This window comes from Rhizobium sp. ZX09 (assembly GCF_017357485.1).
Lineage (GTDB): Bacteria > Pseudomonadota > Alphaproteobacteria > Rhizobiales > Rhizobiaceae > Agrobacterium > Agrobacterium pusense.
Genome location: NZ_CP031363.1, coordinates 314,000 through 338,526, shown reverse-complemented (window position 1 = coordinate 338,526; position 24,527 = coordinate 314,000). Strand labels below are relative to the sequence as shown.

Genomic DNA, 24,527 nt, shown 5'->3' with positions numbered 1-24,527 from the left:
GCGTGACGGGGCACTCCCCGTCAGGGCTCGTAGCGGTAGAAATGCATCTTCGTGTCGCCGAAGATGCGGCTTTCAAGCAGCTTGAACACCGGATCGACATTGACCGTCACATCGCCACGCTCTTCCAGAATGGCAAGCGCGCCGGCGTTGAGCCAACCGCCACTATGGGCAGCCGCGAAAGCCTTTTCGCCATGGCCATAGCCATAAGGCGGATCGGCGAAAAGAAGATCGAACGGTTCGATATTGTTGACGCCGCCGAGCTTGGTGGCATCACGCCGCAAGATGCGGGCGCGGCCATGCAGACCCAGCGCATCGATATTTTCCCAAAGCAGCCCCCTGCCCTCGACGCCGTTTTCGACGAAGAGCGCCACACGACAGCCGCGCGAAAGCGCCTCCAGCCCGACCGCACCGGTCCCGGCGAAAACGTCCAGAACGCGCGTGCCATCCAGACTTTCCGGATAGGCATGGCTCAGAATGTTGAAGAGGCTTTCCCGCGTCCTGTCGATGGTCGGACGAATGGAATTTGTTTTCGGCGCGGCCAAGCTCCGGCCGCGGAACTCACCGCCTACGATCCGCATTACGTGTCATTCCCCTGCCTCCAGAAGGTTTGCCACCCGGGCCCTTGCCGCCCGGCTTATTACCGCCGGGGCCCTTGCCGCCAGCGCCTTTTCCGGAAAACCCCGAACGTTCGCCACGCTCGCCCGATTTTCCGAAGGACGGCTTGCCAAAGCCGGGTTTGCCGCCCGGCTTGCCGCCGCGGGGCTTGTCACCCGCTGGCCGCTCGCCACGGGCGCGATCACCGTCGTCACGGGGTCTGTCGCGGAACGGACGGTCACCAGCGGGTCTTTCCCCCCGGGCGGTGCGATCGCCGAAACTCTTTTCGCCACGAGGGCGGTCGCTGCGCGGACGGTCACCGTCTTCGCGCGGGCGGTCACGGAAGGGCCGGTCGCCAAAGGGTTTGTCGCCCCGGGCCGGACGGTCACCAAACGGCTTGGCACCACGCGGGCGGTCGCCATCTTCACGGGGACGGTCGCGGAACGGCCGATCGCCGAACGACTTGCCGCCGCGTCCGCCACGATCGCCAAAATTCTTCTCGCCACGTGCGGAGCGATCGCCACGGCCCTGCCCGCGGTCATCGTCGCGGGTGGGTTCGGAACGAATCCACTCACCGTCTTCATCGGCATGGCGCACGAGGCTGCGGCGGGCTTCGTCCTGCGCAGAAGGCTTCTTGAACAGGCTTTCCGCCTCAGCACGGGCCGAAGACTTGCGTTCCTTGCCGTCACGGGTCGGCTTCGCGCCAGGCGCCATCCAGACATTGGCCGTGCGGCTTGTGCCGGCAGGCTGGCGGGGGCGGCGGTCGTCACCCTCGTCCTCGGTGCGGCCCTTGGCGCCGAACTTGCCGGCAGGCTTGGAGCCGAACTTGCCGGCGGGCTTGTCGCCCCGCTTGGTGTCAAGGCGGCCAAGCGCCTTTTCACGGCGGTCCTCGGACTTGCCGCCTTTTTCGAAGCGTGGCTTGCCTTCCGGCGCATCGCTCTTTGCCCATTCGGCCTTCGCGGGCCGCTTCGGCGCGTTGTCTTCCTCGTCCTCAACGGGGGCATTGTAGATCGGCGCATCGAAATTGGCGCCCGCCTGTTCGATCAGGCGAGGGCCGAGCTGGTCGCGCAGCATCCGGCCACGCACTTCCAGCACCTTGCCTTCGGGCAGATCGCCGAGCTGGAACGGACCGTAGGAAACGCGGATCAGACGGTTGACCTCGAGGCCGAGCGCGCCGAGCACGTTCTTGATCTCGCGGTTCTTGCCTTCGCGCAGGCCCATGCTGATCCAGACGTTGTGGCCCTGGGTACGGTCAAGCGTGGCGTCGATCGCGCCGTAGAGCACGCCATCGACGGCGATGCCTTCCTTCAGCTTGTCGAGCGCCGCCTGATCCACCTCACCATGGGCGCGCACGCGGTAACGGCGCAGCCAGCCGGTGGTCGGCAATTCCAGAACGCGGGAAAGACCGCCATCATTGGTAAGCAGCAGCAAGCCTTCGGTATTGATGTCGAGGCGGCCGATGGAGAGGACGCGCGGCAGGTCGCTCGGCAGATTGTCGAAAACGGTCGGGCGGCCTTCCGGGTCGGAATTGGTGGTCACCAGACCGGCGGGCTTGTGATAAAGCCACAGCCGCGTGCGCTCGGCGCCGCGAATCGGCATGCCATCCACTTCGATCTTGTCCGACAGCGTGGCGTTGACGACAGGCGTATCCAGCTTGACGCCGTTCAGCGACACGCGGCCCTCCATGATCATGCGCTCGACATCGCGGCGCGAAGCCACGCCGGCGCGCGCCATGATCTTGGAAATGCGCTCGGGCTTCGAGGCGCCAACGGTTTCCGGCACCGGGGCGGCCTTTGCCTCGGCAGGTTTCTTTTCGCGCTCGGCGGCGGGTTTGCCGGGGCCTTTCGGCTTCCTGTCTCGGCTAAATGTCTTGCCGCCGTCACGCTTCGGCTTGTCTTTAAAAGTCATTTGCTGTTTGCCTGTTGTTTGGGCTGTCCTATCAGGTCCAAGCACAAGGGTTAAGAGGAAATTGAAACGCAATGGCCGAAAGGACGCATTTCATGGAGCTGGCGCTTTGGGAAGCCCGTGCCGCCGGCGAGCGGCAGGAGGTTCCAATCGGTGCCGTACTGGTACTGGACGGTCGCGTCATCGCCCGTTCCGGCAACCGCACCCGTGAATTGAACGATGTGACGGCGCATGCTGAAATCGCCGTGATCCGTATGGCCTGCGAGGCGCTGGGACAGGAACGCCTGCCCGGTGCCGATCTCTATGTGACACTGGAGCCTTGCACCATGTGCGCGGCGGCAATTTCATTTGCCCGTATCCGTCGGCTCTATTATGGCGCGCAAGACCCGAAGGGCGGTGCAGTGGAGAGTGGCGTGCGGTTCTTCAGCCAGCCGACATGCCATCATGCGCCGGATGTTTATTCGGGACTGGCGGAGAGTGAAAGTGCTGACATCCTGCGGCAATTTTTCCGCGGGAAACGTCTCGACGACTGAGCGACTCGCGGGAGGCGTAAGCCTTCCCGCCAGCCATCAACCATTCGCCATTACTGGAAGGGGTTCCACCAGCTCTTGCCGGTGCCGGCCATTGCCGCTTCTTTCTTGCGGCGCTTTTCCTTTTTCTGCTCCGGCTCGCCGAGATCGGTCAGCTGATCCTGCGGAACGCTGCGATATTCGGCCGGTGGATCGGTGAGGAACTTGCGCTGGGCGTTGACCACAGAGCCGCCCTGGGCTTCGGCCTTGGCCTTGCGGAAGGCCTCCCACTTCTGGCTTTCGGTCATCTGACCGGCGGTGCCGTTGCCGGCGAGCAGCGGCGAACGATAATGCGGGTTGTTCTTGTTGGCATCCGCCTCATCGCGCAGGCGTTCGCGGGTTTCTTCCGGCGATTCGACCCATTGCGGGTTGTTTTCGCGGCTCGCCATGTTCTGCTGCGGCTGAGCCAGCTGCTCGGCACGGGCCTGGGCGGGAACGACGAGGCCCGGGCGAGGACCATATTTCAGGTTGCGCTTGGTCTGGTCGCCGGTGATCGAGGTTGCGTTGCCGAGATCGTCGACAAGCTGTTCGGCTGCCGTCTTGCCCGTACCGTAGGTCGGGCTCGTGCACGCGCCGAGCAGCACGCCTATCGTCGTGACGCCAACCACCGTGCGAAACATGCCCAAACCCTGCGCATTACCCTGCATCGTCTTCATTGAAACCCTTCCAGCCGTCCGTCCCACTTCGCCAGACATCGTCTTTCGGCAGGCGGCAGCCCGCATTGCCCTGTAAATCCGGCCATTTTCAGGCAGGTGTACCGGATGAAGAGGCAAAGCGCAATTCATCCGGCCATTTTCATTATGCCAGGGCCGCAAGCTCGCGCAGGGCGGCCGCATCGCGCGCCGAGACATCGGGATAATCCGGATCGGAGCCGACATCGGTGGTGATGCGCCACGAACGCGCGCATTTTTCACCTTCCGCGAGCTTCTGCTCGACCACGACCTTCGGAACTTCCGGCAGGCGGAAACCGTCGGCAGGGCCTTCGTCACCCACAACCGTGATGGCCGAGGTGATGCAGATTTCGGCGAAGTCCTGATCCTTCAGCGCGGCCAGCAGATCGGCGTCGGCGATGTGGACGACAGGTGCTGCCTCCAGCGAGGAGCCAATGCGCTTTTCACGGCGCTCGACTTCAAGCGCGCCCGTCACGACGGTGCGGACCTTGCGGATTTTCTCCCACTTCGCTTCCAGCGCATCATTCTTCCAGTTTGCCGGGATTTCCGGGAACTGGGCGAGATGCACCGACTCCGCATCCGGGTAACGCGACAACCACGCTTCTTCCGTCGTGAAGGGCAGCATGGGGGCAAGCCACGTCACCAGGCAATCGAACAGCTTGGCGATGACCGACAGGGCCGCGCGGCGCTTCAGCGACGACGGCGCGTCGCAATACAGCGTGTCCTTGCGGACGTCGAAATAGAAGGCCGAAAGCTCGACATTGGCAAAGTCGATCAGCGCACGGGTGATCTTCTTGAACTCGAAGCCGTCATAACCTTCGCGAACAACGCCATCCAGTTCGGACAGGCGATGCAGCACCAGCTTTTCCAGCTCCGGCAGATCGTCATAGGCGATCTCCTCACCCTTGTAATGGGCGAGCGTACCGAGCATCCAGCGGATGGTGTTGCGCAGCTTGCGATAGGCATCGACATTGGTCTGGATGATGGCCTTGCCGAGGCGCTGGTCTTCCCAGTAATCCGTGGTCATCACCCACAGGCGCAGGATATCGGCACCCGACTGGCTCATGACTTCCTGCGGAGCAACCACGTTGCCGAGCGACTTCGACTGTTTGCGCCCCTGCTCGTCCATGGTGAAACCGTGGGTCACAACGGCATTGTAAGGCGCACGGCCGCGCGTCGCGCAGCTTTCGAGCAGCGACGAATGGAACCAGCCGCGATGCTGGTCGGAGCCTTCGAGATAGACATCCGCCGGCCACTTCAAGTCCGGGCGGTCTTCCAGCGTGAAGGTGTGAGTGCAGCCGCTGTCGAACCAGACGTCGAGGATGTCCATGACCTGCTGCCACTTGGCATGGTCGTGGTCATTGCCGAGGAAGCGTTCCTTGGCGCCTTCGGCGAACCAGGCGTCCGCGCCTTCGGCCTCGAAAGCCTCGAGGATGCGGGCGTTGACGGCCTCGTCGACCAGAACTTCACCTTTCTCGTCGGCGAAGACGGCGATCGGCACGCCCCAGCTGCGCTGGCGCGACAGAACCCAGTCCGGGCGGCCTTCGATCATGGCGCGCAGGCGGTTCTGGCCGGAAGCCGGCACGAAGCGGGTCTGGTCGATGGCGGAAAGCGAACGGGAGCGCAGCGTCGTGCCGTCGCCCAGTTCCTTGTCCATATAGACGAACCATTGCGGCGTATTGCGGAAGATGACAGGCTTCTTGGAGCGCCAGCTATGCGGATAGCTGTGCTTCAGGCGGCCGCGGGCAAACAGGTTGTTTTCCGTGATCAGCGCCTTGATGACGCGGTCATTGGCGTCACCCTTCTTGCCGTTATCATCCATGACACGGGCAGCACCGCCTTCGGCTGACGGGCCGAAACCGGGGGCGTCTTCGGTGTAGAAACCGTCATCGCCGACCGTGAACGGGATCTTGGAGGAGATGCCGCGCGCTTCCAGATCGCGCGCCTGCGCCATCCACGCGTCAAAGTCCTCGCGGCCATGGCCAGGGGCTGTGTGCACGAAGCCGGTACCGGCATCGTCGGTGACGTGATCGCCATCGAGAACCGGAACAGGGAAGGTGTAACCCAGCGATGCCAGCGGGTGGGCGCAGGTGACAGCGGCGAGCTCCTCCGCCTTTACATCGCGCAGGCGTGTGAATTCGAGCTTCGCCTTGGCAAAGCATTCGGCTGCCAGCGTGTCTGCGAAGACGAGCTTTTCGCCCGGCTGCGGCCCGAAATCATTCGCAGCCGCCGTGACCTCATAAAGGCCATAGGCGATGCGCGACGAAAACGAGATGGCGCGGTTGCCAGGGATCGTCCAAGGCGTGGTCGTCCAGATGACGATGGAAGCGCTATTGAGCTCCGCAGAACCCTCAACGACCGGGAACTTCACCCAGATCGTGTCACTCTCGACGTCATGATATTCGACTTCCGCTTCCGCCAGCGCCGTGCGTTCAACAACCGACCACATGATCGGCTTGGAGCCACGATAAAGCTGGCCGCTCTTGGCGATCTTCAAAAGTTCGCCGGCGATGCGGGCTTCCGCGTGGAAATTCATCGTCGTGTAGGGGTTTTCGAAGTCACCCTCGATGCCGAGGCGCTTGAACTCCTCCGACTGGACCTTGATCCAGCCAGCCGCAAACTCACGGCACTCCTTGCGGAATTCGTTGACCGGAACCTCGTCCTTGTTTTTGCCCTTGGCGCGATAGGCTTCCTCGATCTTCCATTCGATCGGCAGGCCATGGCAATCCCAGCCGGGCACGTAGTTGGCGTCGTAACCGCGCATCTGGAACGAGCGGGTGATGACGTCCTTCAGGATCTTGTTCAGCGCATGGCCGATATGGATATTGCCGTTGGCATAGGGCGGGCCGTCATGCAGCACGAATTTCTCGCGGCCGGCGGCCGAGGCGCGCAGCTTCTTGTAGAGACCCATTTCCTGCCAGCGCTTCACCGTTTCCGGTTCTTTCTGCGGCAGGCCGGCGCGCATCGGAAAATCCGTCTGCGGAAGATAGAGGGTGGTGGAGTAGTCCAGTTTTTCTGCGGTGTCGCTCATGATCATACCGTTGTTGCGCGCCGTGCGGACCGCGCCATATCAATTGCAAAGAGGGCAAATTCGGAAAGCGCCATATCCGTCTGTCACAGAAGCGCCAAAATCCCGGACCTTCCGGCTCTCTCAGAGCGGGCGGAAGGCCGGGCCAATAATTCGGCCAATCTGAACTGCAAATTTCAACCGGTATTGGGACATGGCCGGTTGTTTATGCGGTTTTCCGGTAAAAAGGAAGAGAAAAGCGACGGCAAGGGGCGGGCGAATAAGGACATGCCGCACAGCCTGCTCAAAACGCGATCTTCGCATCCACTTCGCTCAGCGGCTGCACACCCGACAGCATCGCCCTCGCCTCTTCTTCATCGCGCTTGATCTGGGCAACCAGCGGATCGAGCCCATCGAACTTCAATTCATCGCGCAGGTGGCCGAAGAAAGAGACCGAGCAGACCTCGCCATAGAGATCGCCGGAGAAATCGAAGACGAATGTTTCGAGCAGCGCTGCGCCGTTGTCCGTGACCGTCGGGCGATAACCGAAGCTCGCCACGCCGTCGCGGATCGAGCCATCGGGTCGGCGGAAGCGGACGGCATAGATGCCGGCCTTCAGTTCCGTTTCCGGCGCCAGCGCCATGTTGGCGGTGGGGTAACCCAGCGTGCGGCCAAGCTTCTGGCCGCCGATGACTTCGCTTTCCACCGTGAAACGGTAACCAAGCAGGCCTGCGGCGCTCGCCACATCACCCTCGCACAGAAGCGAGCGTATCCGGCTGGAAGAGACGACATCCGCGCCCTCGTCGCGGAAAGCGTCCACTAGCGTCACATCGAAGCCATGGCGTTTTCCGGCTTCCATCAGGAATGCCGGCCCACCTTCCCGGCCCTTGCCGAAATGGAAATCGAAACCGGTGACGACGGCGCTCGCATGCAGCCAGTCAATCAGGATGGACTGGACGAACTCTTCCGCCGAGCGCTGCGAAAACTCGCGGTCGAACGGATATTCGATGACCGAGCGGAAACCGATGGCCTCAAGGATGCGCGCCTTCAATGGCGCAGGCGTAAGGCGAAAGACCGGCGTATCGGGCCTGAACACGGAACGGGGATGCGGCTCGAAGGTCAGCACCAGCGCGGGGACGCCGCGGGCTTCCGCCAGTTCCAGCGCGCGATCCAGCACGGCCCGGTGGCCGCGATGCACGCCATCGAAATTGCCTATGGCGACGACGCCGCCACGAAGAGCTTCGGGCAGCGGCTCTTTTTTTTCATTGCGGTGAAAGACGGTCATGACAGTCGATCCATTCCAGCGCCAGCTATTCCCGAGGCGAGACGTAGAAATGCGTCCTCAGGCAAGTCGGGGCATCCACCAGCCGGGTGAAGCGCCCTGCCCCTTGAGATAGGCATTGAGAAGCGCCTCGTCCGTCTGGCCGTTCAGCGTATATTCGGCGACGTGAATACCGCCGCTGATATAAAGAAGGTTGAGACCGCTCGCAATCGCGCCCTTCACATCCGTCGGCATGCCGTCACCGATGGCGAGAACGCGATCCTTGGCGAAGGCGCCGCGCACTTCCTTGGCCGCTGCAAGGCAGGCCTCATAGATCGGCGCATGCGGCTTTCCGGCGATGCGAACCTCGCCGCCAAGCTGTTCGTAATAGGCGGCCATGGCGCCGGCGCAGGGAATGATGCGCTCGCCGCGCTCCACCACCAGATCCGGGTTGGCGCAGATCATCGGCACGTTGCGGGCAATAAAGCCCTTAAGCATTTCGGTATAGTCCTCCGGCGTCTCCGTCTCGTCGTCGAAGAAGCCGGTGCAGACCACGGAGTCCGCGTCGGCCTCGCCAACCACCTCGACATCGAGACCCTCCAACAGCGGCATGTCCCGCTGCGGTCCCAGCAGGAAGACTTTTCTGGGGCCTTCCGCGATCAGGCCACGCGTTACATCGCCCGAGGTGACGATGCGGTCATAGGCCTCGTCGGGCACGCCGAGCACACGCAGCTGGGCGATGACGCCGGGCGCGGGACGCGGTGAATTGGTGATGAGAACCACGGTCTTGCCGGCCTCGCGCGCGCTTCTCAGGGCAATGGCCGCGTCCGGAAAGGCGCTGACGCCATTGTGCAGCACGCCCCAGACATCCGACAGGATAACGTCGAACCCATCAGTGATTTCGCCGAGAGTTTGAATGCGGTGGGCCATGAGATGCTTTCCGGATGCGAGAAGAGTGTGTGCGTCACATCGCAAAGCGGGACGCCGATGGCAAGGAAAAAAGCGCCGCCGGTCCGGGCTTCAGACTGAACGGAATGGCTCGTCACACTCGACGTCATCCTCAGGCTTGTACCGCGCGTCCAAACCCGTCACGAAAATCAATGCGTTGTCAGATCATATTCCCGGGACAAGCCTGAGGAAGACAGCGGCGCGCTTTTCGAGCCTTCCAGCCTCCCGATGTGAAGCTTCATAGCATCGCGCAGACATAGAAATTCCTGTCATGGAACGCTGGTAACCATAAGCCATGAAATTTTTCAGACAGGGCGTTCTTGACTCCGGAAGAAGCCCTCCTTATCTCGGTTCCGCTGGCACTCGATAAACGAGAGTGCTAACACCCATCAGGCGAGTTCCAAAAGCTCGCGCAGTCATTTGATCGAGGGATTAGACAATGACAAGCACCAATTTCCGCCCGCTTCACGATCGCGTCGTTGTTCGTCGCGTTGAGTCCGAAGAAAAGACCAAGGGCGGCATCATCATTCCCGACACCGCCAAGGAAAAGCCGCAGGAAGGCGAAATCGTCGCCGTCGGTTCCGGCGCACGTGACGAAGCCGGCAAGGTCGTCGCTCTCGACGTCAAGGTTGGCGATCGCGTTCTGTTCGGCAAGTGGTCGGGCACCGAAGTCAAGCTCAACGGCGAAGACCTTCTGATCATGAAGGAAGCCGACATCATGGGCATCATCGGCTGATTTCGGCCACCCCATCCTTCCTTAAATTTCAAGCCGGACCCCGTCCGGCCATTCGAAACCAGGAGTTTTGAAAATGGCAGCCAAAGAAGTAAAATTCGGCCGCACAGCACGCGAAAAGATGCTCAAGGGCGTCGACGTTCTTGCTGATGCAGTGAAGGTAACCCTCGGCCCGAAGGGTCGTAACGTCGTTATCGACAAGTCCTTCGGCGCTCCGCGCATCACCAAGGACGGCGTTTCGGTCGCCAAGGAAATCGAACTGGAAGACAAGTTCGAGAACATGGGCGCACAGCTCGTTCGCGAAGTTGCCTCCAAGACCAACGACATCGCCGGTGACGGCACCACCACCGCGACCGTTCTGGCCCAGGCCATCGTTCGCGAAGGTTCCAAGGCAGTCGCTGCCGGCATGAACCCGATGGACCTGAAGCGCGGTATCGATCTGGCCGTCGCTGAAGTCGTCAAGGACCTTCAGGCCAAGGCCAAGAAGATCAACACCTCTGAAGAAGTTGCGCAGGTCGGCACGATCTCCGCAAACGGCGAACGTCAGATCGGTCTCGACATTGCTGAAGCAATGCAGAAGGTCGGCAACGAAGGCGTCATCACCGTTGAAGAAGCCAAGACCGCTGAAACCGAACTCGAAGTCGTCGAAGGCATGCAGTTCGACCGCGGCTACCTGTCGCCCTACTTCGTGACCAACCCGGAAAAGATGGTGGCTGACCTCGAAGACGCCTACATCCTCCTGCACGAAAAGAAGCTCTCGAACCTCCAGGCCATGCTGCCGGTTCTCGAAGCTGTCGTTCAGACCGGCAAGCCGCTCGTCATCATCGCTGAAGACGTCGAAGGCGAAGCTCTTGCAACGCTCGTCGTCAACAAGTTGCGTGGCGGCCTCAAGATCGCTGCCGTCAAGGCTCCTGGCTTCGGCGACCGCCGCAAGGCCATGCTGGAAGACATCGCCATCCTGACCGGCGGTACCGTCATTTCCGAAGACCTCGGCATCAAGCTCGAAAACGTTACGCTCGACATGCTCGGCAAGTCGAAGAAGGTTTCGATCTCCAAGGAAAACACCACGATCGTTGACGGCGCCGGCCAGAAGTCCGACATCGAAGGTCGTGTTGCCCAGATCAAGGCCCAGATCGAAGAAACCACCTCCGACTACGACCGCGAAAAGCTGCAGGAACGCCTTGCCAAGCTCGCTGGCGGCGTTGCCGTTATCCGCGTTGGCGGTTCGACGGAAGTCGAAGTGAAGGAAAAGAAGGACCGCATCGACGACGCTCTCAACGCGACGCGCGCTGCTGTTCAGGAAGGCATCGTGCCTGGTGGTGGCGTGGCTCTGCTGCGTTCGTCCACGAAGATCGCCGTCAAGGGCGAAAACGACGATCAGGAAGCTGGTATCAACATCATCCGCCGCGCCCTGCAGGCTCTGGTTCGCCAGATTGCAGACAACGCTGGTGACGAAGCTTCCATCGTTGTTGGCAAGATCCTCGAGAAGAACGAAGACAACTACGGCTACAACGCCCAGACCGGCGAATATGGCGACCTGATCCAGCTCGGCATCGTCGACCCGGTCAAGGTTGTCCGCACGGCTCTGCAGAACGCAGCTTCGGTTGCTTCGCTGCTGATCACCACCGAAGCCATGATCGCCGAGCTTCCGAAGAAGGACGCTCCGATGCCGGCAATGCCGGGCGGCGGCATGGGCGGCATGGACTTCTAATCAGTTCTGTCACCGGAATAATGAAAGGGCGGTCTTCCGATCGCCCTTTTTCGTTGGCCGCCCATGCCCCTTGAGTGGTCCGGCGTCGCCAGCGCGCCGGACGGGCGGCATGGACTTCTAATCAGTCCTGTCATCGGGATAATGAACGGCAGTCGTCGGGTCGGTCTTGTCCCCTGACCGAAGAGAAAGGAGCGCAGTCTGTGAACCTCGACGCCAGACTGAGCAGAACGTCGGCACTTCCCAGAGAGATGCCTCGTAAAATCAACCGGTTGCACAATTTCGAAGGCCCACGCGGAAGGGCTCAAATATTGTCCCGTTTTGGAACAGCGCCGCATTTATCCCGCCGTTTTTTTGCGGCTCATGGAATATTGCGGTGGCGCTGCTGCGAATCATCATCACCACGGGACCCGATATCGGCGCCAAGTGACCTGTAAGTACGCTATTTAGTTGTGGCTTTTCACAAGTCTCGCGGTTTTGAAGAAGAAATACATGTTATTTTTATATTTCTCACTGACTGGTTGTTGTAGGTAGAAGAAAATAAACTATAAGCAGCCCCCGTAAGGGTGCCGCGACGGGACGCAAGCATTGAAGGGGTTTCGATGCCTGGCAGATACGTCCGACTGCGGATGGCGGTGGAAGTTCGACCCGGCGATAACGCTTCAAAAGCGGCGCCGGCGCGATGTTCATACGGGGGCGCGAATTGTTCGAAATATCAAGACGCAACGATGCTTTGCCCGCGGCGGCTCCCACCACACCGGATCCACGGACTTTGGCGCGTTTCTTCATTTCGGAAGAATGGAGCAGTGAGCTTTCGAGCGGTGTCATCCGGCTCGGCGAACAAGCATCTTTCATGCATGGGATGGCGCCGGGTGAATGCGGCCTGCTCAGCCTCGTCCGCTGTTACGACCGCGCTGACCACGCCCGGGTGCTGGAACTATTCGAACAGGCTTCTTCCGCCCCCTCGCGTTTCTGCTTTTCAACCGGCATCTCGATGTTGCCGGCCCTGCGGCAACCAGTCATCTGCATGGGTGAATCCTTCAATTTTGAAGATGGCCAGCCCGGTCGTATCACGGGACTGTTCCTGTTTCCCCGTTTCGAAGACATGCGCTTCGCCGCCTGATATCCTGTTTCCAGTTTCACCATCGTTCACAAAATAAAGACAATTCGTCTTCTGTTGTTCATCTTTATGGGCGAATGATTTTCAGTCATTGATATCTCCAGACATTGCCCCAACCGGCGAAACGCCGATCATTTACCGGAGATTTCCATGTCCAGCAGCCAGAACGTTCTCGTTCTTATTGCCCGCATTCTGCTTTCCTTCATCTTTATCTATGCCGGCTTCGGCAAGCTGACCGATCCGGCCGGTACGGCCGGCATGATCGCCGGTGCCGGCATGCCTGCCGCAACCGCGCTTGCATATCTCGCAGGCCTCTTTGAACTCGTGACCGGCCTTGCCATTCTCGTCGGTTTCCAGACGAAAATCGCCGCCTGGGCGCTTGCCGTCTTCTGCGTCTTCACCGGCCTCGTTTTCCACAGCGGCACCGTTGCCGTTCCCGGCTGGCCTGACCCGGCGCTTGGCTGGATCAATGCGCTGAACGGCATCATGCTGATGAAAAACATCACCCTGGCCGGCGCTTACATCCTGCTCGCCGCCTTCGGTCCCGGCGCTTATTCCGTCGATGCAAAGCGCGGCGTCGCTCTGGCTCACGCTTAATTCAGGCGTCCCGCCAACGAAAAAGCCGCTGGAGCGATCCAGCGGCTTTTGTGTTTTGATGCTCAGACCGCCGCCCTGATGCGCGACGCGATCTCCTCAATCCTTCCATCGCCGTCATGCTCCGGTTTGCGGGCGCGGACAAAGCAGGCTTCCGAACGCACGATGATACCGTCGGAGAGAATTTTCAGATGGTTGGCTTTCAGCGTCGAACCCGTGGAGGTGATATCAACGATGATATCCGCCTGCCCCGCCGCCGGCGCGCCTTCGGTGGCACCGAGGCTTTCGACGATGCGGTAAAGCTGGATGCCGTGCTGGCGTGAAAAGAACTGCTGCGTCAGCCGCCAGTATTTGGTGGCGATGGCGAGCCTTCGACCATGGCGGGCGCGGAACTCCGAAGCGACATCACCCAGATCTGCCATGCTGTCCACATCCAGCCAGATTTCCGGCACGGCGACCACGACGTCGGCATGTCCAAAACCGAGACGGGCGCAGAATTCCACCTGCGCATCGGCATTGGTCAGCCCTTCACGCACAAGGTCCTCCCCGGTCACGCCGAAATCCACCGTGCCGGCGCCGATCTCGCGGGCGATTTCTGACGCCGACAGATAGGCGATCTCGATATCGTCGCGCCCTTCGACGCGGCCCCGATAGGAACGATCATTGCCGACGGCAGCGACTTTCAGCCCGGCGCGTTCGAGAACGGCGGAGGAGTCTTCCTTCATCCGGCCCTTGGAGGGCAATGCGATGGTGATCATGGCTTACTCCCGCGCACCGTTTCGATGCGATCCAGCCAGAGCGAGAAGCCCACGGCCGGTATTTTTTCCTGTGCGCCGAGCAGCGTCAGCAGCCGGTCGAAACGGCCGCCACCGGCGAGAACACTATCTCCACCCGCTTCCACCACCTCGAAAACAAGGCCGGTATAATAGTCGAGCGGACGACCGAAGGCCGCGCCATAGGTGACGGTTTCGAGGTCAACGCCAGCGTTAGAAAGAGCTGCGACACGTTTGTCGAAAGCGGAAAGCGCCCCGTCCAGTTTCAGCTTCGCCTTTGCAGCAAAATCGGCCAGAACCTGCGAGGCCTGCGGCAGAGGCGCCTTCAAAGCGAGGAACTGCTTCAGCAGCGCAAAACTGTCATCCGGTAGACGTGTGGCCGCAAGGGCCAGTTTTTCCCTCAGGCGGCGGGCGATTTCCTGTGGTGAACGGCTTGCATTGGTGGAGTAGCCGGTTTCCTGCATCACCGTATCGAGATAATCGACCAGCACCGCCTCATCCCCGGTCGCCAATAGCCCGGCAACGCGGGCGTCCAGCCCGGTCATCGGCTTGGGATGCATGAGGCTTTCCAGCAGCGCGTCAAGCTGCGCCATGTCACCGAAGGCCTGTACCAGCCGCTTCTGCCAGCCGAGCGGCAGACCAAGGGCGGCAACAACCGCCTCGAACACCTGTTGATCGCCCAGGGTGACGGCAAGCGCCCGGCCCGGCAGCAGACGCTGCAGAATCCCGGTGGCATCGATGACGGCACGCGCATCGGCGGCAGCAATATCGGTATCGCCGAGATCCTCGATGCCGGCCTGATAAAATTCGTTCGCACCTTCGCGGCGCTGGCGGAAGACTTCACCGAGATAGGAATAACGTTTGGGTGTGCCGGTCGCCGTCTCGATATGGCGCAGGCAGACGGGAATGGTGAATTCGGGCCGCAGGCAGAGGCTCTCACCCGTCTCGCTTTCCGTCATGAAGATACGGCGGCGCAAATCCTCGCCGGCCATATCCAGAAACGGTTCCGCAGGCTGGATGACGGGCGTGTTCACGCGACTCGTGCGGCGCGCGGCGAATTCTTCCAGTAGCTCTCCGGAAAACTCCGGCATGTCGATCAGGGGCATGGAACGGTACTTTTCGTCACGGTTCGAGCGGCTGCATCATTTCGATGCGGTTTCCGAAGGGATCATGGACATAAAACCGGTGATATCCCTCAAGCGGCTCATCCTCAACCACATGGCAACCCGCTGTTTCAAGTGTTTTTCGCAAGTCTGCCAAATCATCGACCAGAAACGCCGGATGGGCTTTCTTCGCCGGTCGGAAATTCTGCTCGACGCCCAGGTGCAGTTTTATCGAACCCCTGCTGAACCAACAGCCGCCGCGGGCAACCAGATTGGCCGGTTTTGCCTGTTCCGCAAAGCCGAGCAGGCTCCCGTAAAAAGCCCGCGCCTCTTTTTCACGGCCAGCCGGCATCGCCAGTTGAACATGGTCGAGCGCAAAGATTCCCATGGCTTCAGCGCCCTTCGGCGGCGCGGCGAACGTCCTCTGCCTGATGCTCCAGAATCTCGCGGACCTTTGCCACCAGCTCGGCCTCCGGCACGCTGACCTGGGCCACACGCGCCTCGCGCCAGCTGGCATTGTCCTCGATCTCGCCGGAGAGGCGCTTGCCTTCGATCAGATCCTTGATCTGCACCACGCCTTCGGCGCGCTCGTCACCGCCCTGAATGATGGCAATGGGGGAACCGAGGCGGTCGGCGTATTTCAGCTGGTTGCCGAATTTCTTCCAGTTGCCCTGATACATTTCAGCGCGGATGCCTTCGGCCCGCAGCGCCTGGGTGAAACGCTGATAACGGCTCATACTCTCTACATCACCATCCATGACGGTGATGAGAACGGGTGCGAGCGGCTTCACCTGGCCGAGCTTGCCGAGGTTCTTGAGCGCCGTCATCAGGCGAGAAACGCCGATGGAGAAGCCCGTGGCGGGAACCGGCTGGCCCATGAAGCGGGAGACGAGGCCGTCATAACGGCCGCCGCCGCCGACGGAGCCGAACACGACCTTTTCGCCCTTTTCGTTGGTGACGTCGAAGGTGAGCTCGGCCTCATAGACCGGGCCTGTATAATATTCGAGGCCGCGAACGACCGAGGGGTCGATCTTGATGCGATCCGCATCGTAACCGGCACTTGAGACCAGAGCGCCGATGACATTCAGTTCATCAACGCCTTCCTCGCCTTTCGAGGTGCCCGCGACCAGTTTCGCCAGACCATCGGCGCTCGCCGCATAATCCTTGATGCCGACGAAAAACAGGACCTTTTCGATCTGCTCGTCACCGAGACCGGCACCCTTAGTAAAGTCACCGGACTCGTCCTTGCGGCCGGGGCCGAGCAGCAGCCTCACACCCTCAGGGCCGAACTTGTCGAGCTTATCAATGGCGCGCAGCACGTTGAGCCGACGGCCGGCATTGTCCTCGCCGCCGAGACCGATGGCTTCCATGACGCCATCGAGCACCTTACGGTTGTTGACTCGGATGACGTAATCGCCACGCTTGATGCCGAGTGCTTCCAGCGTATCCGCCATCATCATGCACATTTCGGCATCCGCCTGCACGCCGGATGCGCCCACCGTATCGGCATCGAACTGCATGAACTGCCGGAAACGGCCGGGGCCGGGCTTTTCATTGCGGAAGACATAACCGGCGCGATAGGTACGGTATGGCAGCTGGATCTCGTTGAAGTTTTCAGCGACGTGACGGGCGAGCGGTGCGGTCAGATCGTAGCGCAGGCTCATCCACTGGTCGTCATCATCCTGCAGCGAAAACACGCCTTCGTTCGGGCGGTCGCTATCGGGCAGGAACTTGCCGAGCGCATCGGTATATTCGAACAGCGGGGTTTCCACCGGATCGAAACCGTAAAGCTCGTAGACCCTGCGGATCTTGTCGATCATCTCATTGGTGGCATGGATATCGGCAGCCGAGCGATCCACGAAGCCGCGCGGCAGGCGGGCTTTCAGTTTCTGAGGCTTTTTTGCTTTTTCGCTCATGAGGCCGATCCGATATTTTCCTGAAATTATGCCGGTGTATTAGAGGATGAAGCCCCGTGCGGCAAGCCGCAAAGGCTCTGGTTTTACTGGCAGCGAAAGGCAAGCAATGCTATATGGGATGCATGTATCCCATTTTAGTCGCAAAGGACGCAAGCGATGAGCAAACAGACGGCCATCCGCCTCCCGGATGAGACCTATGAGCGGCTGAAAGCGCTTTCCGAGCGCACCGGACGCACATCTGCCTATTACATTCGCGAGGCGATCGAGAAGCATATCGAAGATATGGAGGATCTCTATCTTGCCGAAGAGGCGACGCGGCGCCTCCAGCGCGGTGAATCAAAGGTGATAAGCGCCGAGGAGTTCTGGCGTGATCTGGACAATTGAATACGATATTCTTGTCCAGAAAGAGATGCGGAAAATCGATCCGCAGGCCCGTCAGCGTATCCGCGCTTTCCTTCAAGAGAGAGTAGCGGCGCTAGACAATCCGCGCCAGACAGGCGCCGCTCTCCAAGGTTCCGAACTTGGAAATTTCTGGCGTTACCGGGTGGGCGATTATCGCATCATCTGCGATATACAGGATCATAAGCTCGTCGTGCTGGTGGTCGAAATCGGCCATCGCCGCGAAATTTACCGTTAGGCATTCATGATCCTCGAAGCACTGCAATATGCCGCGACACGCGCGGTCACGCCGAAAGAGTTCCGGCCGCATATCCGCTATTCCGTCAATCTCTGGGCACGCGCCAACCGTTGCGCCAAAGCCTGGGCGGAGCATGAAAACAACAGCCGGCAATTCGTGCTGCAATCGGCGAGAAAGCTGAAGCAGAGACGGACCGCAGTGGTGCTGGGGTCCGGCCTGTTGCGGGATGTGCCCCATGAGGCGCTGGTGGCGATGTTCGATACCGTCGTTCTGGTCGATCTGGTACATCTCGCCAGCGTGCAGGCGAAGTTGCGGCTCAACGCCAGAAAGAATGTCCGCATCGCCAATCGCGATCTTTCCGGCTTCGATGATCTCATGGCCGGCCGACCGGCGGAACCGCTCGATTTCCTGCGGCGGGTGCCCTATCTCGATTTTGTCGTCTCGGCCAACCTGCTGTCGCAGATCGGTACGGGGGCACAGCATCGGCTGGAACGGCAGAAAATAGCGGCTGCGCCTGATGATCTCCTGCCGAAACTCATTCATACGCATCTCGATGCGCTGGCCGGTCTGCCCTGCAAGGTCTGTCTGGTGACGGACACCGCCTTTAACGTCATCGGCAAGGATGGAAGCGTGCACCAGCACGAAGACCTGCTGCACGGCATTGAGCTTCCCGCGCCTGCCGCTGCATGGGAGTGGCCGCTCGCGCCGCTTGGCGAGGAAAGCAGGGAATATCGCATCGTGCACCACGTCATTGCACGTGAACTGACCTGATCGTCATGCTTATTCCATAATTTCAGCGGTAACTTCACATCATGTCCCATGTGGTCCGCACATTGATGTTCCTTGCCTGTCTGCTTTACGGCGCGATGCCGGCGCAGATGGCGATGAGCATGCCGACAGGCATGGTTGTTTCCTCGCAATTGCCGATGGAACATCAAGATACCCAATCACACCCGCAAGATCACGGGTCTCAAACGCCTGCGGAGAATGCCGCTCATGAAGCGGGAACGGGCGGTTGCTGCCCCCACGGCAACGATGCTTCACATCCGGATTCCTGCGCCGCCTGCCTGATCGTGGTTCCACGAATGATCTTTGCCGATGCCGGGCGGATGGCATTCGCCTATCCGAAGCCGCAACGCGGCACTGTGTTTGACGGCAAGGCTTTCGCGCCGCCGCTACCGCCTCCCCGCGCCTGACCACAGATTTTTCAGACCGACTTTCGAAAAATCCGTCAGACACAGGAAGGATAATCCATGTCTATCAAGACCATTACGCTCGCCGCCGCTTTTGCGGCCTCTCTCGCCATGCCCGCTTTTGCACAGGACGCGGGCGGCCATGCCGGACACGACATGTCAAAAGGCAGCATGAGCGACAGCGCTTCCACCCAGGCCTTCATGGAAGCCAGCAAAAAGATGCATGGCAATATGGCCATCGATTATAGTGGTGATGCCGACGTCGATTTCGTGCGCGGCATGATCCCGCATCATCAGGGGGCGATCGATATGGCCAAGGTCCAACTGCAATACGGCAAGGACCCGGAAATCCGCAAGCTGGCCGAAGAAGTGATCAAGGCGCAGGAAGGCGAAATCGCCATGATGAAGGCCTGGCTGAAGTCCAGGGGCAAGTGACTGCTATTGTTGAAGGGGAGCGCCGGCTATGGCGCTCCTCCGGCAACTTTGCGGCATATTTCTTCCCCCGGCGGGGAGGAGAAACTTGCGACAGCTTTCCCATACAACGGCGAACGCGCGAACGCCGCCTGCCACCCCGCGCTTTACTATAACCCCGCAAGACCGGCCTTGTAATCCTCCGATGCCGCGCGGCTGAGGCGTTCCAGCTCCATGGCTGCCCGGCTGGTGTGGCGTTCCTTGTGGCGCAACAAAGCGAAGTTGCGGGCGGGCAAATCAATACCAGCGCGAACGAGCAGGCCTTGCCGCAGGAAGAGGGATGCCACTGAGGCTGAAACCGCCGTCGCAGCCCCGCCGGAGCGTGCCGCCATCACCACCGCCTCGTTGGACGGCAGTTCAAGCATGACCGAGAGTTCACCCGGATCCACGCCCATCTGCCGCACCGCCGCCTCGAAGGCGGAGCGGGTGCCGGAGCCCTGCTCGCGCAGAACCCATGAAGTGCCGTAGAGGATATCCAGCGCGGTGAGATAACGGCCATCGGCAAAGGGATGGGCGGAGCCCGTGACGACCAGAAGCTTGTCAGACACCACCGGCTGCACCATCAGAGCCGGCTCATCGATCCTGCCTTCAATGAAACCCACCTCCGCAAGACCGTCCAGCACCGCCTGCGTCACGGTCTTGGTATTGCCGATATCCAGCCGCACGGTGACACCGGGATAGAGCTTCTTAAACTGCATCAGGATCGGCGGCAGCCAGTAGCTCGCAATGGTCTGGCTGGCGCAGACGGTGATTTCGCCGCGCGTCAGCCCGCCCATTTCGGAGAGAATTAGCTCCGCATTGCGCACACGCGCCAATGTCGCCTTTGCTTCACCCAGAAACACCCGGCCGCTTTCAGTCAACTCAATGTTGCGTCCGACGCGGTGGAACAGTTCGACATTATAAAAGGCTTCGAGATTTTTGATGGCGGAGCTGACGGCGGAGGCGGTCAGACCGATGGCTTCCGCAGCCCTTGTCAGGTGCTCGCGTTCGGCTACGGCTATGAAAATACGGAGCTGCTCAAAGGTCATGGTTTTTCATTCGATTTTATCGAATAATATATGCCATATTATTTGATAGAATAAAACAGGCTGCTGCGGCATGGTCTGGTCATGGCCCAACATCGCACCCTTGCTCATCCCTTCCAGTTTTCGCTCCGCTGGCTCGCCCCGCTTCTTCCGGGCATTCTCCTTTGTGCGGCCGTCAGCTGCGCCGCCATTCTGGCGGAGCGCTTTCAGGTGCGGCTTGCGGGCCATGCCTGGCTTGGCGATCTCGTTCTCGCCATTCTGATCGGGACCATGCTGCGTTCGCTGGTGGCTCTGCCCGCAGCCGCTTCCGCCGGCATAAAGTTCAGCGCCAAGACCCTGCTTGAAATCGCCGTGGCGCTTCTCGGTGCATCGCTCAGCCTGTCCATCCTCAAGGGCGCGGGCGGTCTGCTGATAGGCGGCATTGCGCTGATCGTCGCGCTGTCACTGGTCGTCAGCTATGCCGCCGGGCGGATGCTCGGCCTCCCGCCCAAGCTCGCGACGTTGATTGCCTGCGGCAATTCCATCTGCGGCAATTCCGCCATTGCCGCTGCGGCCCCCGCCATCGGCGCCAAGCCGGAAGATGTCGCCGCCTCGATTGCCTTTACCGCGGTTCTCGGTGTCGCCGCCGTGCTTTTGATGCCATTCCTGCCGCAGCTTCTCGGGCTCGACGCCACCCAATACGGCATCTTCGCCGGGCTTACGGTCTATGCCGTGCCGCAGGTTCTGGCCGCCACCGCCCCGCTTGGCGCGATTGCCGTGCAAACCGGCACCATCGTGAAGCTCATCCGCGTGCTGATGCTGGGACCTGTCATCGCCACCCTCTCCGTCGTCCACGGCCGGTCGGACAAGGGACGCCTCAGATTGCAGCAGATGGTTCCGTGGTTCATCATCGGCTTCGTGCTGATGATCATGGCCCGGTCATTCGGTCTCATACCTGAAGTCCTGCTTGCCCCCGTCGCCTCTCTCTCAAACATCCTCACCATCATGTCGATGGCGGCGTTGGGCCTTTCGGTCGATATCCGCAGCCTTCGCCACGCCGGCGGCAAGGTCATCCTCGCTGCCAGCCTGTCTCTCTTGCTGCTGGGTATCCTGAGCTTTGGCCTGATCGTATTAACCCAGACGGCCTGAGCCAGCTTCCGGCTTTATTCGCCGGCGCTGACAGTAAGTGTATAATGCGCACCGAGCCCGCGGCGCGGCGAACCGAGAATGAGCGTCGGGCGAATCAACCACTCGGTATCTGCCTTTGGTGTCAGCGTCGCCACCTTGCCCTGGGAATCGCTGAAGAAAATCGCATCTTCATCCGGGGTCGAAAAATCGAAGATCGCCATCAATACGAATTCGCTCGAGGCGGCAAGCTCGACCTTCACCGTCTGCCCTGCCTTCACCTTCAGACGATAAACATCGCCGCGCCCGCGGCGCGTCCAGCCCTCGAGCTTCAGCGGACCGGCCGGTGGCAACGCCACCTCCTTCAGCCTTTCGCCGTCATCCAGCCAGATACCGTCAACGTTGCGGCCTTCCGCAAAGGAGTGGTGCGGCACGGCGGCCATGGCCATGGCAAGCGCCAGGAGAAGGGGGGTTACCTTCATGGACGTACAAACTCCCGCCGCATGACCTCTATCGGCTGGCGGCAATGACAGCCTTCGATATGGTCGTTGACCATACCCATGGCCTGCATGAATGCATAGACGGTCGTCGGGCCGACAAAGGTCCAGCCCCGCTTCTTCAGATCCCTGGAAAGGCGGATGGAGGCGGCGCTGGTCGGGTTGGCCCTTAAAGTCGCATAGTCCAGCCTTTGCGGCCTTTCTGCGGCAGCCGGTTCGAAACCCCAGAAATATCGGGCGAGCGACCCGAACTCGTCCCGCAGAGCCACGGCGCGGCGGGCGTTGTTGATGGTGGAAACAATCTTGCCGCGATGGCGGATAATGCCCTTGTCGGCAAGGCAGCGCTCGATATCGGCCTCGCCGAACTCGGCCACTTTTTCGAACTCGAAATTGGCGAATGCAAGACGGAAAGCCTCCCGCTTGCGCAGCACCGTCAGCCAGGAGAGGCCGGACTGAAAGCCCTCCAGGCAAATTTTCTCAAACAGGCGGCGATCATCGGTAACGGGATAACCCCATTCCTCGTCGTGATATCGGCTGTAATCCGCAAGCCCCTGCTGCCAGAAGCACCGAACAAGGCCATCCGCGCCCGTTTCAAGTCCCGCCTCGATCATTTCCGCGACCACCTTTTCCACTCCGCCTGCGACCACTTAAAGACTGCACTTACCACTCATTCACCACGTTTCAAAACGGGGTGCTAACCCTAAAATCAGCTTTCCTTAATCAAGCGCTTTTTAATGAACAGCCATTTACGATTCGCTGGCGTCAAGGTGCGAACGTGTTCGGCAAAGCGGGAGAATGATCCCGCAAATCCATAGTTGCGACGTCCCGCAGAGAGAGTCCACCCGATGACGATGAAGTCCGTTTTCCTGGCGTTGAGCCTTGTTTCCACCCTCGCCGTCCCTGCCGCCATGGCCAATGAACGTTATCGCGAGCGTCCGCCCGTCGTCGTCAGCCCGGATCTTTCCGCGCCATGGGTAACCCAGCTCGGCGGCCGCGGCAACGTGCGCCCCGTTGTCTATCCGCGCGCACCTGCCGCACGCCAGCCGTTCTTCCAGCAGCGCCAGGCCGCGATGCCGCAGCGACCCAGCTCCGGCGTCACATCGCAGCGCCCGGCACGGGTGCAGAATGCCGCCGTACGCCCCAATGCGCCGGTGCGTACCCAGATCGCGCCGCAATTCCTGCCGCAGATCGTCACCTATCCGACCAATGAAAAACCCGGCACTATCGTCATCGATACGCCGAACCGTTTCCTCTATCTCGTGCTTGCTGATGGCAAGGCCCGGCGTTATGGCGTCGGCGTCGGCAAGCCCGGTTTCGAATGGGCTGGAACTCACAAGGTAACCCGTAAGGCGGAATGGCCGAGCTGGACCCCGCCGAAGGAAATGATCACCCGAGAGGCGGCAAAAGGACATTACCTGCCGGCCTTCATGGAAGGCGGCCCCGCCAACCCGATGGGCGCGCGCGCCATGTATCTCGGCTCGACGCTTTACCGGATCCACGGCACCAACCAGCCCTGGACGATCGGCAGCAACAATTCCTCCGGCTGCATCCGCATGCGCAACGAGGATGTCACCGATCTCTATGAGCGCGTCAACGTCGGAACCAAGGTCATTGTGATATGACGGCAACGGTTCAGCCTTTCCGGCCGCTTCGGAACGGGCGTATCGGCTTATCCGCTTGAATTACCGCCCTGCGGCGGTACAATCCGGCTCACTTCAGCGGAATGAGACTTGGCGGGGGACGCCAGGCGCCGAACCTCTCTCAGGGGGATGACGGAACGGCCTTAAAGCGGGTGGTCAATCGACCGCCCGTTTTTCGTTTCTGTCATTCAAATGTTATCAAAAAACGGTTTGGTGAATTACTGATATCAATCTGGATTCACTTCATGCCGCGCCATACTTCATTTGTTTGCGCCCTGCTCTTCAGCGGCGTTTCCTTCTCTGCCGCAATCGCGGGCGAATTCGAAATTTCCGGTTACGGCGGCTGGCAAAGCGCACCGCACAGCGATGTGAAAGTTTCCGACGGTCCGGATTTCCGCGCCGGATGGGAAGGCAAGTCCTTTTCCAGCCCGCCCTACTGGGGCGTGCGCGGCACCTACTGGTTCGATGAGGGTCAGCTCCGGAATTTCGGTATCTCGCTCGATTTCACCCATGACAAGGTCTATGCCGATGACCAAACGCTTGCCCGCTCAGGCTGGTCGCATTTCGAATTCACCGACGGCCTGAACCTACTGACGCTGAACGCGCTCTACCGCTTTCCGCTGGAATCCCTGCCGATCACCCCGTACGTCGGCGCCGGCGTCGGCATCAACGTGCCGCATGTGGAAGTGTACCGCCCCTCGGGCAAGACTTTCGAATACCAGTTCGGCGGCGCAACGCTGCAGGCGCAGGCCGGCCTCAGCTACCGCATCACCGACAGCTGGTCGACCTTCGTGGAATATAAGGGCACCTATTCCTTCGTCGATGTCGATATTGACAACGGCGGCTCGTTGAAGACCGACATCATCACCAATGCGGTGAATTTCGGTGTGGCGTATAAGTTCTAGTGGTGGCTTGGGAAGCGGGGCGCATCTGGCAGCCGATGGGCATCCCCTCAACCTCATTCCTGTGCTTGTCACAGGAATCTGGGCGATGCGCGTCTGCGTGACGGAAAGAATCTTCTCGGCCCAAGGACTGGCTGGATCCCCGTGACAAGCACA

Annotated in this window: 26 protein-coding genes; 13 read left to right on the top strand and 13 right to left on the bottom strand. The window is 60.6% G+C overall.

All coding sequences use genetic code 11. The annotated features are described in order from the left end of the window. Positions 1-20: 20 nt before the first annotated feature. Positions 21-578, bottom strand: a complete 558-nt coding sequence (rsmD, locus tag BTN45_RS01590; protein WP_174150707.1) for a 16S rRNA (guanine(966)-N(2))-methyltransferase RsmD — start codon at positions 576-578, stop codon at positions 21-23. Continuing rightward, positions 559-2,502: a pseudouridine synthase gene (locus tag BTN45_RS01585; RefSeq protein ID WP_060942506.1), complete on the bottom strand. Its 1,944-nt coding sequence runs from the start codon at positions 2,500-2,502 to the stop codon at positions 559-561. The genes rsmD and BTN45_RS01585 overlap by 20 nt, the downstream gene beginning before the upstream one ends. A gap of 71 nt (positions 2,503-2,573) precedes the next feature. Here BTN45_RS01585 and BTN45_RS01580 point away from each other — a divergent pair, with 71 nt between their 5' ends. Then, positions 2,574-3,032: a nucleoside deaminase gene (locus BTN45_RS01580; RefSeq protein ID WP_004440213.1), complete on the top strand. Its 459-nt coding sequence runs from the start codon at positions 2,574-2,576 to the stop codon at positions 3,030-3,032. Positions 3,033-3,082: 50 nt separating this feature from the next. Here the strand turns inward: BTN45_RS01580 and BTN45_RS01575 are convergent, their stop codons facing one another. The 4 genes from BTN45_RS01575 to BTN45_RS01560 form a co-directional block, all read right to left on the bottom strand. Continuing rightward, the gene (locus BTN45_RS01575) at positions 3,083-3,724 is read right to left on the bottom strand and encodes a hypothetical protein (RefSeq protein WP_004440212.1); all 642 of its coding nucleotides are present in this window, start codon (positions 3,722-3,724) and stop codon (positions 3,083-3,085) included. Positions 3,725-3,866: 142 nt separating this feature from the next. Beyond that, the gene (ileS, locus tag BTN45_RS01570; protein ID WP_207588698.1) at positions 3,867-6,770 is read right to left on the bottom strand and encodes an isoleucine--tRNA ligase; all 2,904 of its coding nucleotides are present in this window, start codon (positions 6,768-6,770) and stop codon (positions 3,867-3,869) included. Positions 6,771-7,050: 280 nt separating this feature from the next. Continuing rightward, on the bottom strand, positions 7,051-8,031 hold the full coding sequence (locus BTN45_RS01565; RefSeq protein ID WP_207588697.1) for a bifunctional riboflavin kinase/FAD synthetase: 981 nt from the start codon (positions 8,029-8,031) through the stop codon (positions 7,051-7,053). A gap of 57 nt (positions 8,032-8,088) precedes the next feature. Further along, positions 8,089-8,937 carry a TIGR01459 family HAD-type hydrolase gene (locus tag BTN45_RS01560; protein WP_004440197.1) on the bottom strand — a complete coding sequence of 283 codons (849 nt, stop codon included), beginning with the start codon at positions 8,935-8,937 and terminating at the stop codon, positions 8,089-8,091. A gap of 457 nt (positions 8,938-9,394) precedes the next feature. Between BTN45_RS01560 and groES the strand changes: the two genes are divergently transcribed. From groES to BTN45_RS01540, 4 genes are all read left to right on the top strand, one after another. Beyond that, a complete protein-coding gene (groES, locus tag BTN45_RS01555; protein ID WP_004440196.1) occupies positions 9,395-9,691 on the top strand; it encodes a co-chaperone GroES in 297 nt (98 codons plus the stop codon). Between the two features lie 73 nt (positions 9,692-9,764). Then, the gene (gene groL, locus BTN45_RS01550) at positions 9,765-11,399 is read left to right on the top strand and encodes a chaperonin GroEL (protein WP_004440194.1); all 1,635 of its coding nucleotides are present in this window, start codon (positions 9,765-9,767) and stop codon (positions 11,397-11,399) included. 685 nt (positions 11,400-12,084) lie between these two features. Continuing rightward, positions 12,085-12,519 carry a hypothetical protein gene (locus BTN45_RS01545; RefSeq protein WP_207589603.1) on the top strand — a complete coding sequence of 145 codons (435 nt, stop codon included), beginning with the start codon at positions 12,085-12,087 and terminating at the stop codon, positions 12,517-12,519. 147 nt (positions 12,520-12,666) lie between these two features. Beyond that, positions 12,667-13,113 (top strand): DoxX family protein, encoded by a 447-nt coding sequence (locus BTN45_RS01540; RefSeq protein WP_004440191.1) that lies wholly within the window; start codon positions 12,667-12,669, stop codon positions 13,111-13,113. Positions 13,114-13,175: 62 nt separating this feature from the next. Here the strand turns inward: BTN45_RS01540 and hisG are convergent, their stop codons facing one another. From hisG to hisS, 4 genes are read right to left on the bottom strand one after another with little or no spacing between them, the layout of a single operon-like run. Further along, positions 13,176-13,868 (bottom strand): ATP phosphoribosyltransferase, encoded by a 693-nt coding sequence (gene hisG, locus BTN45_RS01535; protein WP_004440190.1) that lies wholly within the window; start codon positions 13,866-13,868, stop codon positions 13,176-13,178. Beyond that, positions 13,865-14,989, bottom strand: coding sequence for an ATP phosphoribosyltransferase regulatory subunit (locus tag BTN45_RS01530; protein WP_004440189.1), 1,125 nt, complete (start codon positions 14,987-14,989; stop codon positions 13,865-13,867). Before BTN45_RS01530 ends, hisG begins: the two co-directional genes overlap by 4 nt. Before the next feature lie 16 nt (positions 14,990-15,005). Further along, positions 15,006-15,374 carry a VOC family protein gene (locus tag BTN45_RS01525; protein ID WP_207588695.1) on the bottom strand — a complete coding sequence of 123 codons (369 nt, stop codon included), beginning with the start codon at positions 15,372-15,374 and terminating at the stop codon, positions 15,006-15,008. 4 nt (positions 15,375-15,378) lie between these two features. Continuing rightward, positions 15,379-16,902: a histidine--tRNA ligase gene (hisS, locus tag BTN45_RS01520; RefSeq protein WP_207588694.1), complete on the bottom strand. Its 1,524-nt coding sequence runs from the start codon at positions 16,900-16,902 to the stop codon at positions 15,379-15,381. Between the two features lie 156 nt (positions 16,903-17,058). Here hisS and BTN45_RS01515 point away from each other — a divergent pair, with 156 nt between their 5' ends. Genes BTN45_RS01515 through BTN45_RS01495 form a run of 5 tightly spaced genes read left to right on the top strand, consistent with a single transcriptional unit; the run spans position 17,059 to position 19,167 of the window. Then, positions 17,059-17,286 (top strand): DUF6290 family protein, encoded by a 228-nt coding sequence (locus BTN45_RS01515; protein WP_107339072.1) that lies wholly within the window; start codon positions 17,059-17,061, stop codon positions 17,284-17,286. Further along, positions 17,270-17,539: a type II toxin-antitoxin system RelE/ParE family toxin gene (locus BTN45_RS01510; protein ID WP_207588693.1), complete on the top strand. Its 270-nt coding sequence runs from the start codon at positions 17,270-17,272 to the stop codon at positions 17,537-17,539. The genes BTN45_RS01515 and BTN45_RS01510 overlap by 17 nt, the downstream gene beginning before the upstream one ends. A 6-nt stretch (positions 17,540-17,545) precedes the next feature. After that, positions 17,546-18,310 (top strand): hypothetical protein, encoded by a 765-nt coding sequence (locus BTN45_RS01505; protein WP_207588692.1) that lies wholly within the window; start codon positions 17,546-17,548, stop codon positions 18,308-18,310. A 41-nt stretch (positions 18,311-18,351) separates the two neighbouring features. Beyond that, positions 18,352-18,735 (top strand): hypothetical protein, encoded by a 384-nt coding sequence (locus BTN45_RS01500; protein ID WP_223216018.1) that lies wholly within the window; start codon positions 18,352-18,354, stop codon positions 18,733-18,735. 57 nt (positions 18,736-18,792) lie between these two features. Next, positions 18,793-19,167: a DUF305 domain-containing protein gene (locus BTN45_RS01495; RefSeq protein ID WP_004440183.1), complete on the top strand. Its 375-nt coding sequence runs from the start codon at positions 18,793-18,795 to the stop codon at positions 19,165-19,167. Positions 19,168-19,313: 146 nt separating this feature from the next. On the opposite strand, the gene BTN45_RS01490 is transcribed toward BTN45_RS01495, so the two are convergent. Further along, complete coding sequence (locus BTN45_RS01490) at positions 19,314-20,231, bottom strand: LysR substrate-binding domain-containing protein (RefSeq protein WP_004440182.1); 918 nt, start codon at positions 20,229-20,231, stop codon at positions 19,314-19,316. A gap of 81 nt (positions 20,232-20,312) precedes the next feature. On the opposite strand from BTN45_RS01490, the gene BTN45_RS01485 reads away from it, so the two are divergent. Then, positions 20,313-21,356 (top strand): YeiH family protein, encoded by a 1,044-nt coding sequence (locus BTN45_RS01485; RefSeq protein ID WP_004440180.1) that lies wholly within the window; start codon positions 20,313-20,315, stop codon positions 21,354-21,356. A gap of 14 nt (positions 21,357-21,370) precedes the next feature. Here BTN45_RS01485 and BTN45_RS01480 read toward each other — a convergent pair whose 3' ends face one another. Together BTN45_RS01480 and BTN45_RS01475 are read right to left on the bottom strand one after the other, a co-directional pair. Beyond that, entirely contained in the window at positions 21,371-21,814 is a 444-nt protein-coding gene (locus tag BTN45_RS01480; protein ID WP_207588691.1) for a hypothetical protein, read from the bottom strand. Further along, positions 21,811-22,440 carry a DNA-3-methyladenine glycosylase I gene (locus BTN45_RS01475; RefSeq protein ID WP_006699498.1) on the bottom strand — a complete coding sequence of 210 codons (630 nt, stop codon included), beginning with the start codon at positions 22,438-22,440 and terminating at the stop codon, positions 21,811-21,813. The genes BTN45_RS01480 and BTN45_RS01475 overlap by 4 nt, the downstream gene beginning before the upstream one ends. Before the next feature lie 234 nt (positions 22,441-22,674). Here BTN45_RS01475 and BTN45_RS01470 point away from each other — a divergent pair, with 234 nt between their 5' ends. Both BTN45_RS01470 and BTN45_RS01465 read left to right on the top strand, forming a co-directional pair. Beyond that, positions 22,675-23,451: a L,D-transpeptidase gene (locus BTN45_RS01470; RefSeq protein ID WP_004440174.1), complete on the top strand. Its 777-nt coding sequence runs from the start codon at positions 22,675-22,677 to the stop codon at positions 23,449-23,451. A gap of 263 nt (positions 23,452-23,714) precedes the next feature. After that, positions 23,715-24,374: an outer membrane beta-barrel protein gene (locus BTN45_RS01465; RefSeq protein WP_006699497.1), complete on the top strand. Its 660-nt coding sequence runs from the start codon at positions 23,715-23,717 to the stop codon at positions 24,372-24,374. Positions 24,375-24,527: the final 153 nt, after the last annotated feature.

What these genes read in the sequence shown, in the direction of transcription:
- BTN45_RS01475 (WP_006699498.1), bottom strand. Translation starts at nt 22,440, where the DNA reads ATGATCGAGGCGGGACTTGAAACGGGCGCGGATGGCCTTGTTCGGTGC.
- BTN45_RS01540 (WP_004440191.1), top strand. Translation starts at nt 12,667, where the DNA reads ATGTCCAGCAGCCAGAACGTTCTCGTTCTTATTGCCCGCATTCTGCTT.
- BTN45_RS01465 (WP_006699497.1), top strand. Translation starts at nt 23,715, where the DNA reads ATGCCGCGCCATACTTCATTTGTTTGCGCCCTGCTCTTCAGCGGCGTT.
- BTN45_RS01505 (WP_207588692.1), top strand. Translation starts at nt 17,546, where the DNA reads ATGATCCTCGAAGCACTGCAATATGCCGCGACACGCGCGGTCACGCCG.
- groES (WP_004440196.1), top strand. Translation starts at nt 9,395, where the DNA reads ATGACAAGCACCAATTTCCGCCCGCTTCACGATCGCGTCGTTGTTCGT.
- BTN45_RS01470 (WP_004440174.1), top strand. Translation starts at nt 22,675, where the DNA reads ATGACGATGAAGTCCGTTTTCCTGGCGTTGAGCCTTGTTTCCACCCTC.
- BTN45_RS01575 (WP_004440212.1), bottom strand. Translation starts at nt 3,724, where the DNA reads ATGAAGACGATGCAGGGTAATGCGCAGGGTTTGGGCATGTTTCGCACG.
- BTN45_RS01560 (WP_004440197.1), bottom strand. Translation starts at nt 8,937, where the DNA reads ATGGCCCACCGCATTCAAACTCTCGGCGAAATCACTGATGGGTTCGAC.
- BTN45_RS01525 (WP_207588695.1), bottom strand. Translation starts at nt 15,374, where the DNA reads ATGGGAATCTTTGCGCTCGACCATGTTCAACTGGCGATGCCGGCTGGC.
- BTN45_RS01515 (WP_107339072.1), top strand. Translation starts at nt 17,059, where the DNA reads ATGAGCAAACAGACGGCCATCCGCCTCCCGGATGAGACCTATGAGCGG.
- ileS (WP_207588698.1), bottom strand. Translation starts at nt 6,770, where the DNA reads ATGAGCGACACCGCAGAAAAACTGGACTACTCCACCACCCTCTATCTT.
- hisS (WP_207588694.1), bottom strand. Translation starts at nt 16,902, where the DNA reads ATGAGCGAAAAAGCAAAAAAGCCTCAGAAACTGAAAGCCCGCCTGCCG.
- BTN45_RS01485 (WP_004440180.1), top strand. Translation starts at nt 20,313, where the DNA reads ATGGCCCAACATCGCACCCTTGCTCATCCCTTCCAGTTTTCGCTCCGC.
- BTN45_RS01565 (WP_207588697.1), bottom strand. Translation starts at nt 8,031, where the DNA reads ATGACCGTCTTTCACCGCAATGAAAAAAAAGAGCCGCTGCCCGAAGCT.
- hisG (WP_004440190.1), bottom strand. Translation starts at nt 13,868, where the DNA reads ATGATCACCATCGCATTGCCCTCCAAGGGCCGGATGAAGGAAGACTCC.
- rsmD (WP_174150707.1), bottom strand. Translation starts at nt 578, where the DNA reads ATGCGGATCGTAGGCGGTGAGTTCCGCGGCCGGAGCTTGGCCGCGCCG.
- groL (WP_004440194.1), top strand. Translation starts at nt 9,765, where the DNA reads ATGGCAGCCAAAGAAGTAAAATTCGGCCGCACAGCACGCGAAAAGATG.
- BTN45_RS01585 (WP_060942506.1), bottom strand. Translation starts at nt 2,502, where the DNA reads ATGACTTTTAAAGACAAGCCGAAGCGTGACGGCGGCAAGACATTTAGC.
- BTN45_RS01530 (WP_004440189.1), bottom strand. Translation starts at nt 14,989, where the DNA reads ATGCCCCTGATCGACATGCCGGAGTTTTCCGGAGAGCTACTGGAAGAA.
- BTN45_RS01500 (WP_223216018.1), top strand. Translation starts at nt 18,352, where the DNA reads ATGTCCCATGTGGTCCGCACATTGATGTTCCTTGCCTGTCTGCTTTAC.
- BTN45_RS01495 (WP_004440183.1), top strand. Translation starts at nt 18,793, where the DNA reads ATGTCTATCAAGACCATTACGCTCGCCGCCGCTTTTGCGGCCTCTCTC.
- BTN45_RS01480 (WP_207588691.1), bottom strand. Translation starts at nt 21,814, where the DNA reads ATGAAGGTAACCCCCCTTCTCCTGGCGCTTGCCATGGCCATGGCCGCC.
- BTN45_RS01490 (WP_004440182.1), bottom strand. Translation starts at nt 20,231, where the DNA reads ATGACCTTTGAGCAGCTCCGTATTTTCATAGCCGTAGCCGAACGCGAG.
- BTN45_RS01580 (WP_004440213.1), top strand. Translation starts at nt 2,574, where the DNA reads ATGGCCGAAAGGACGCATTTCATGGAGCTGGCGCTTTGGGAAGCCCGT.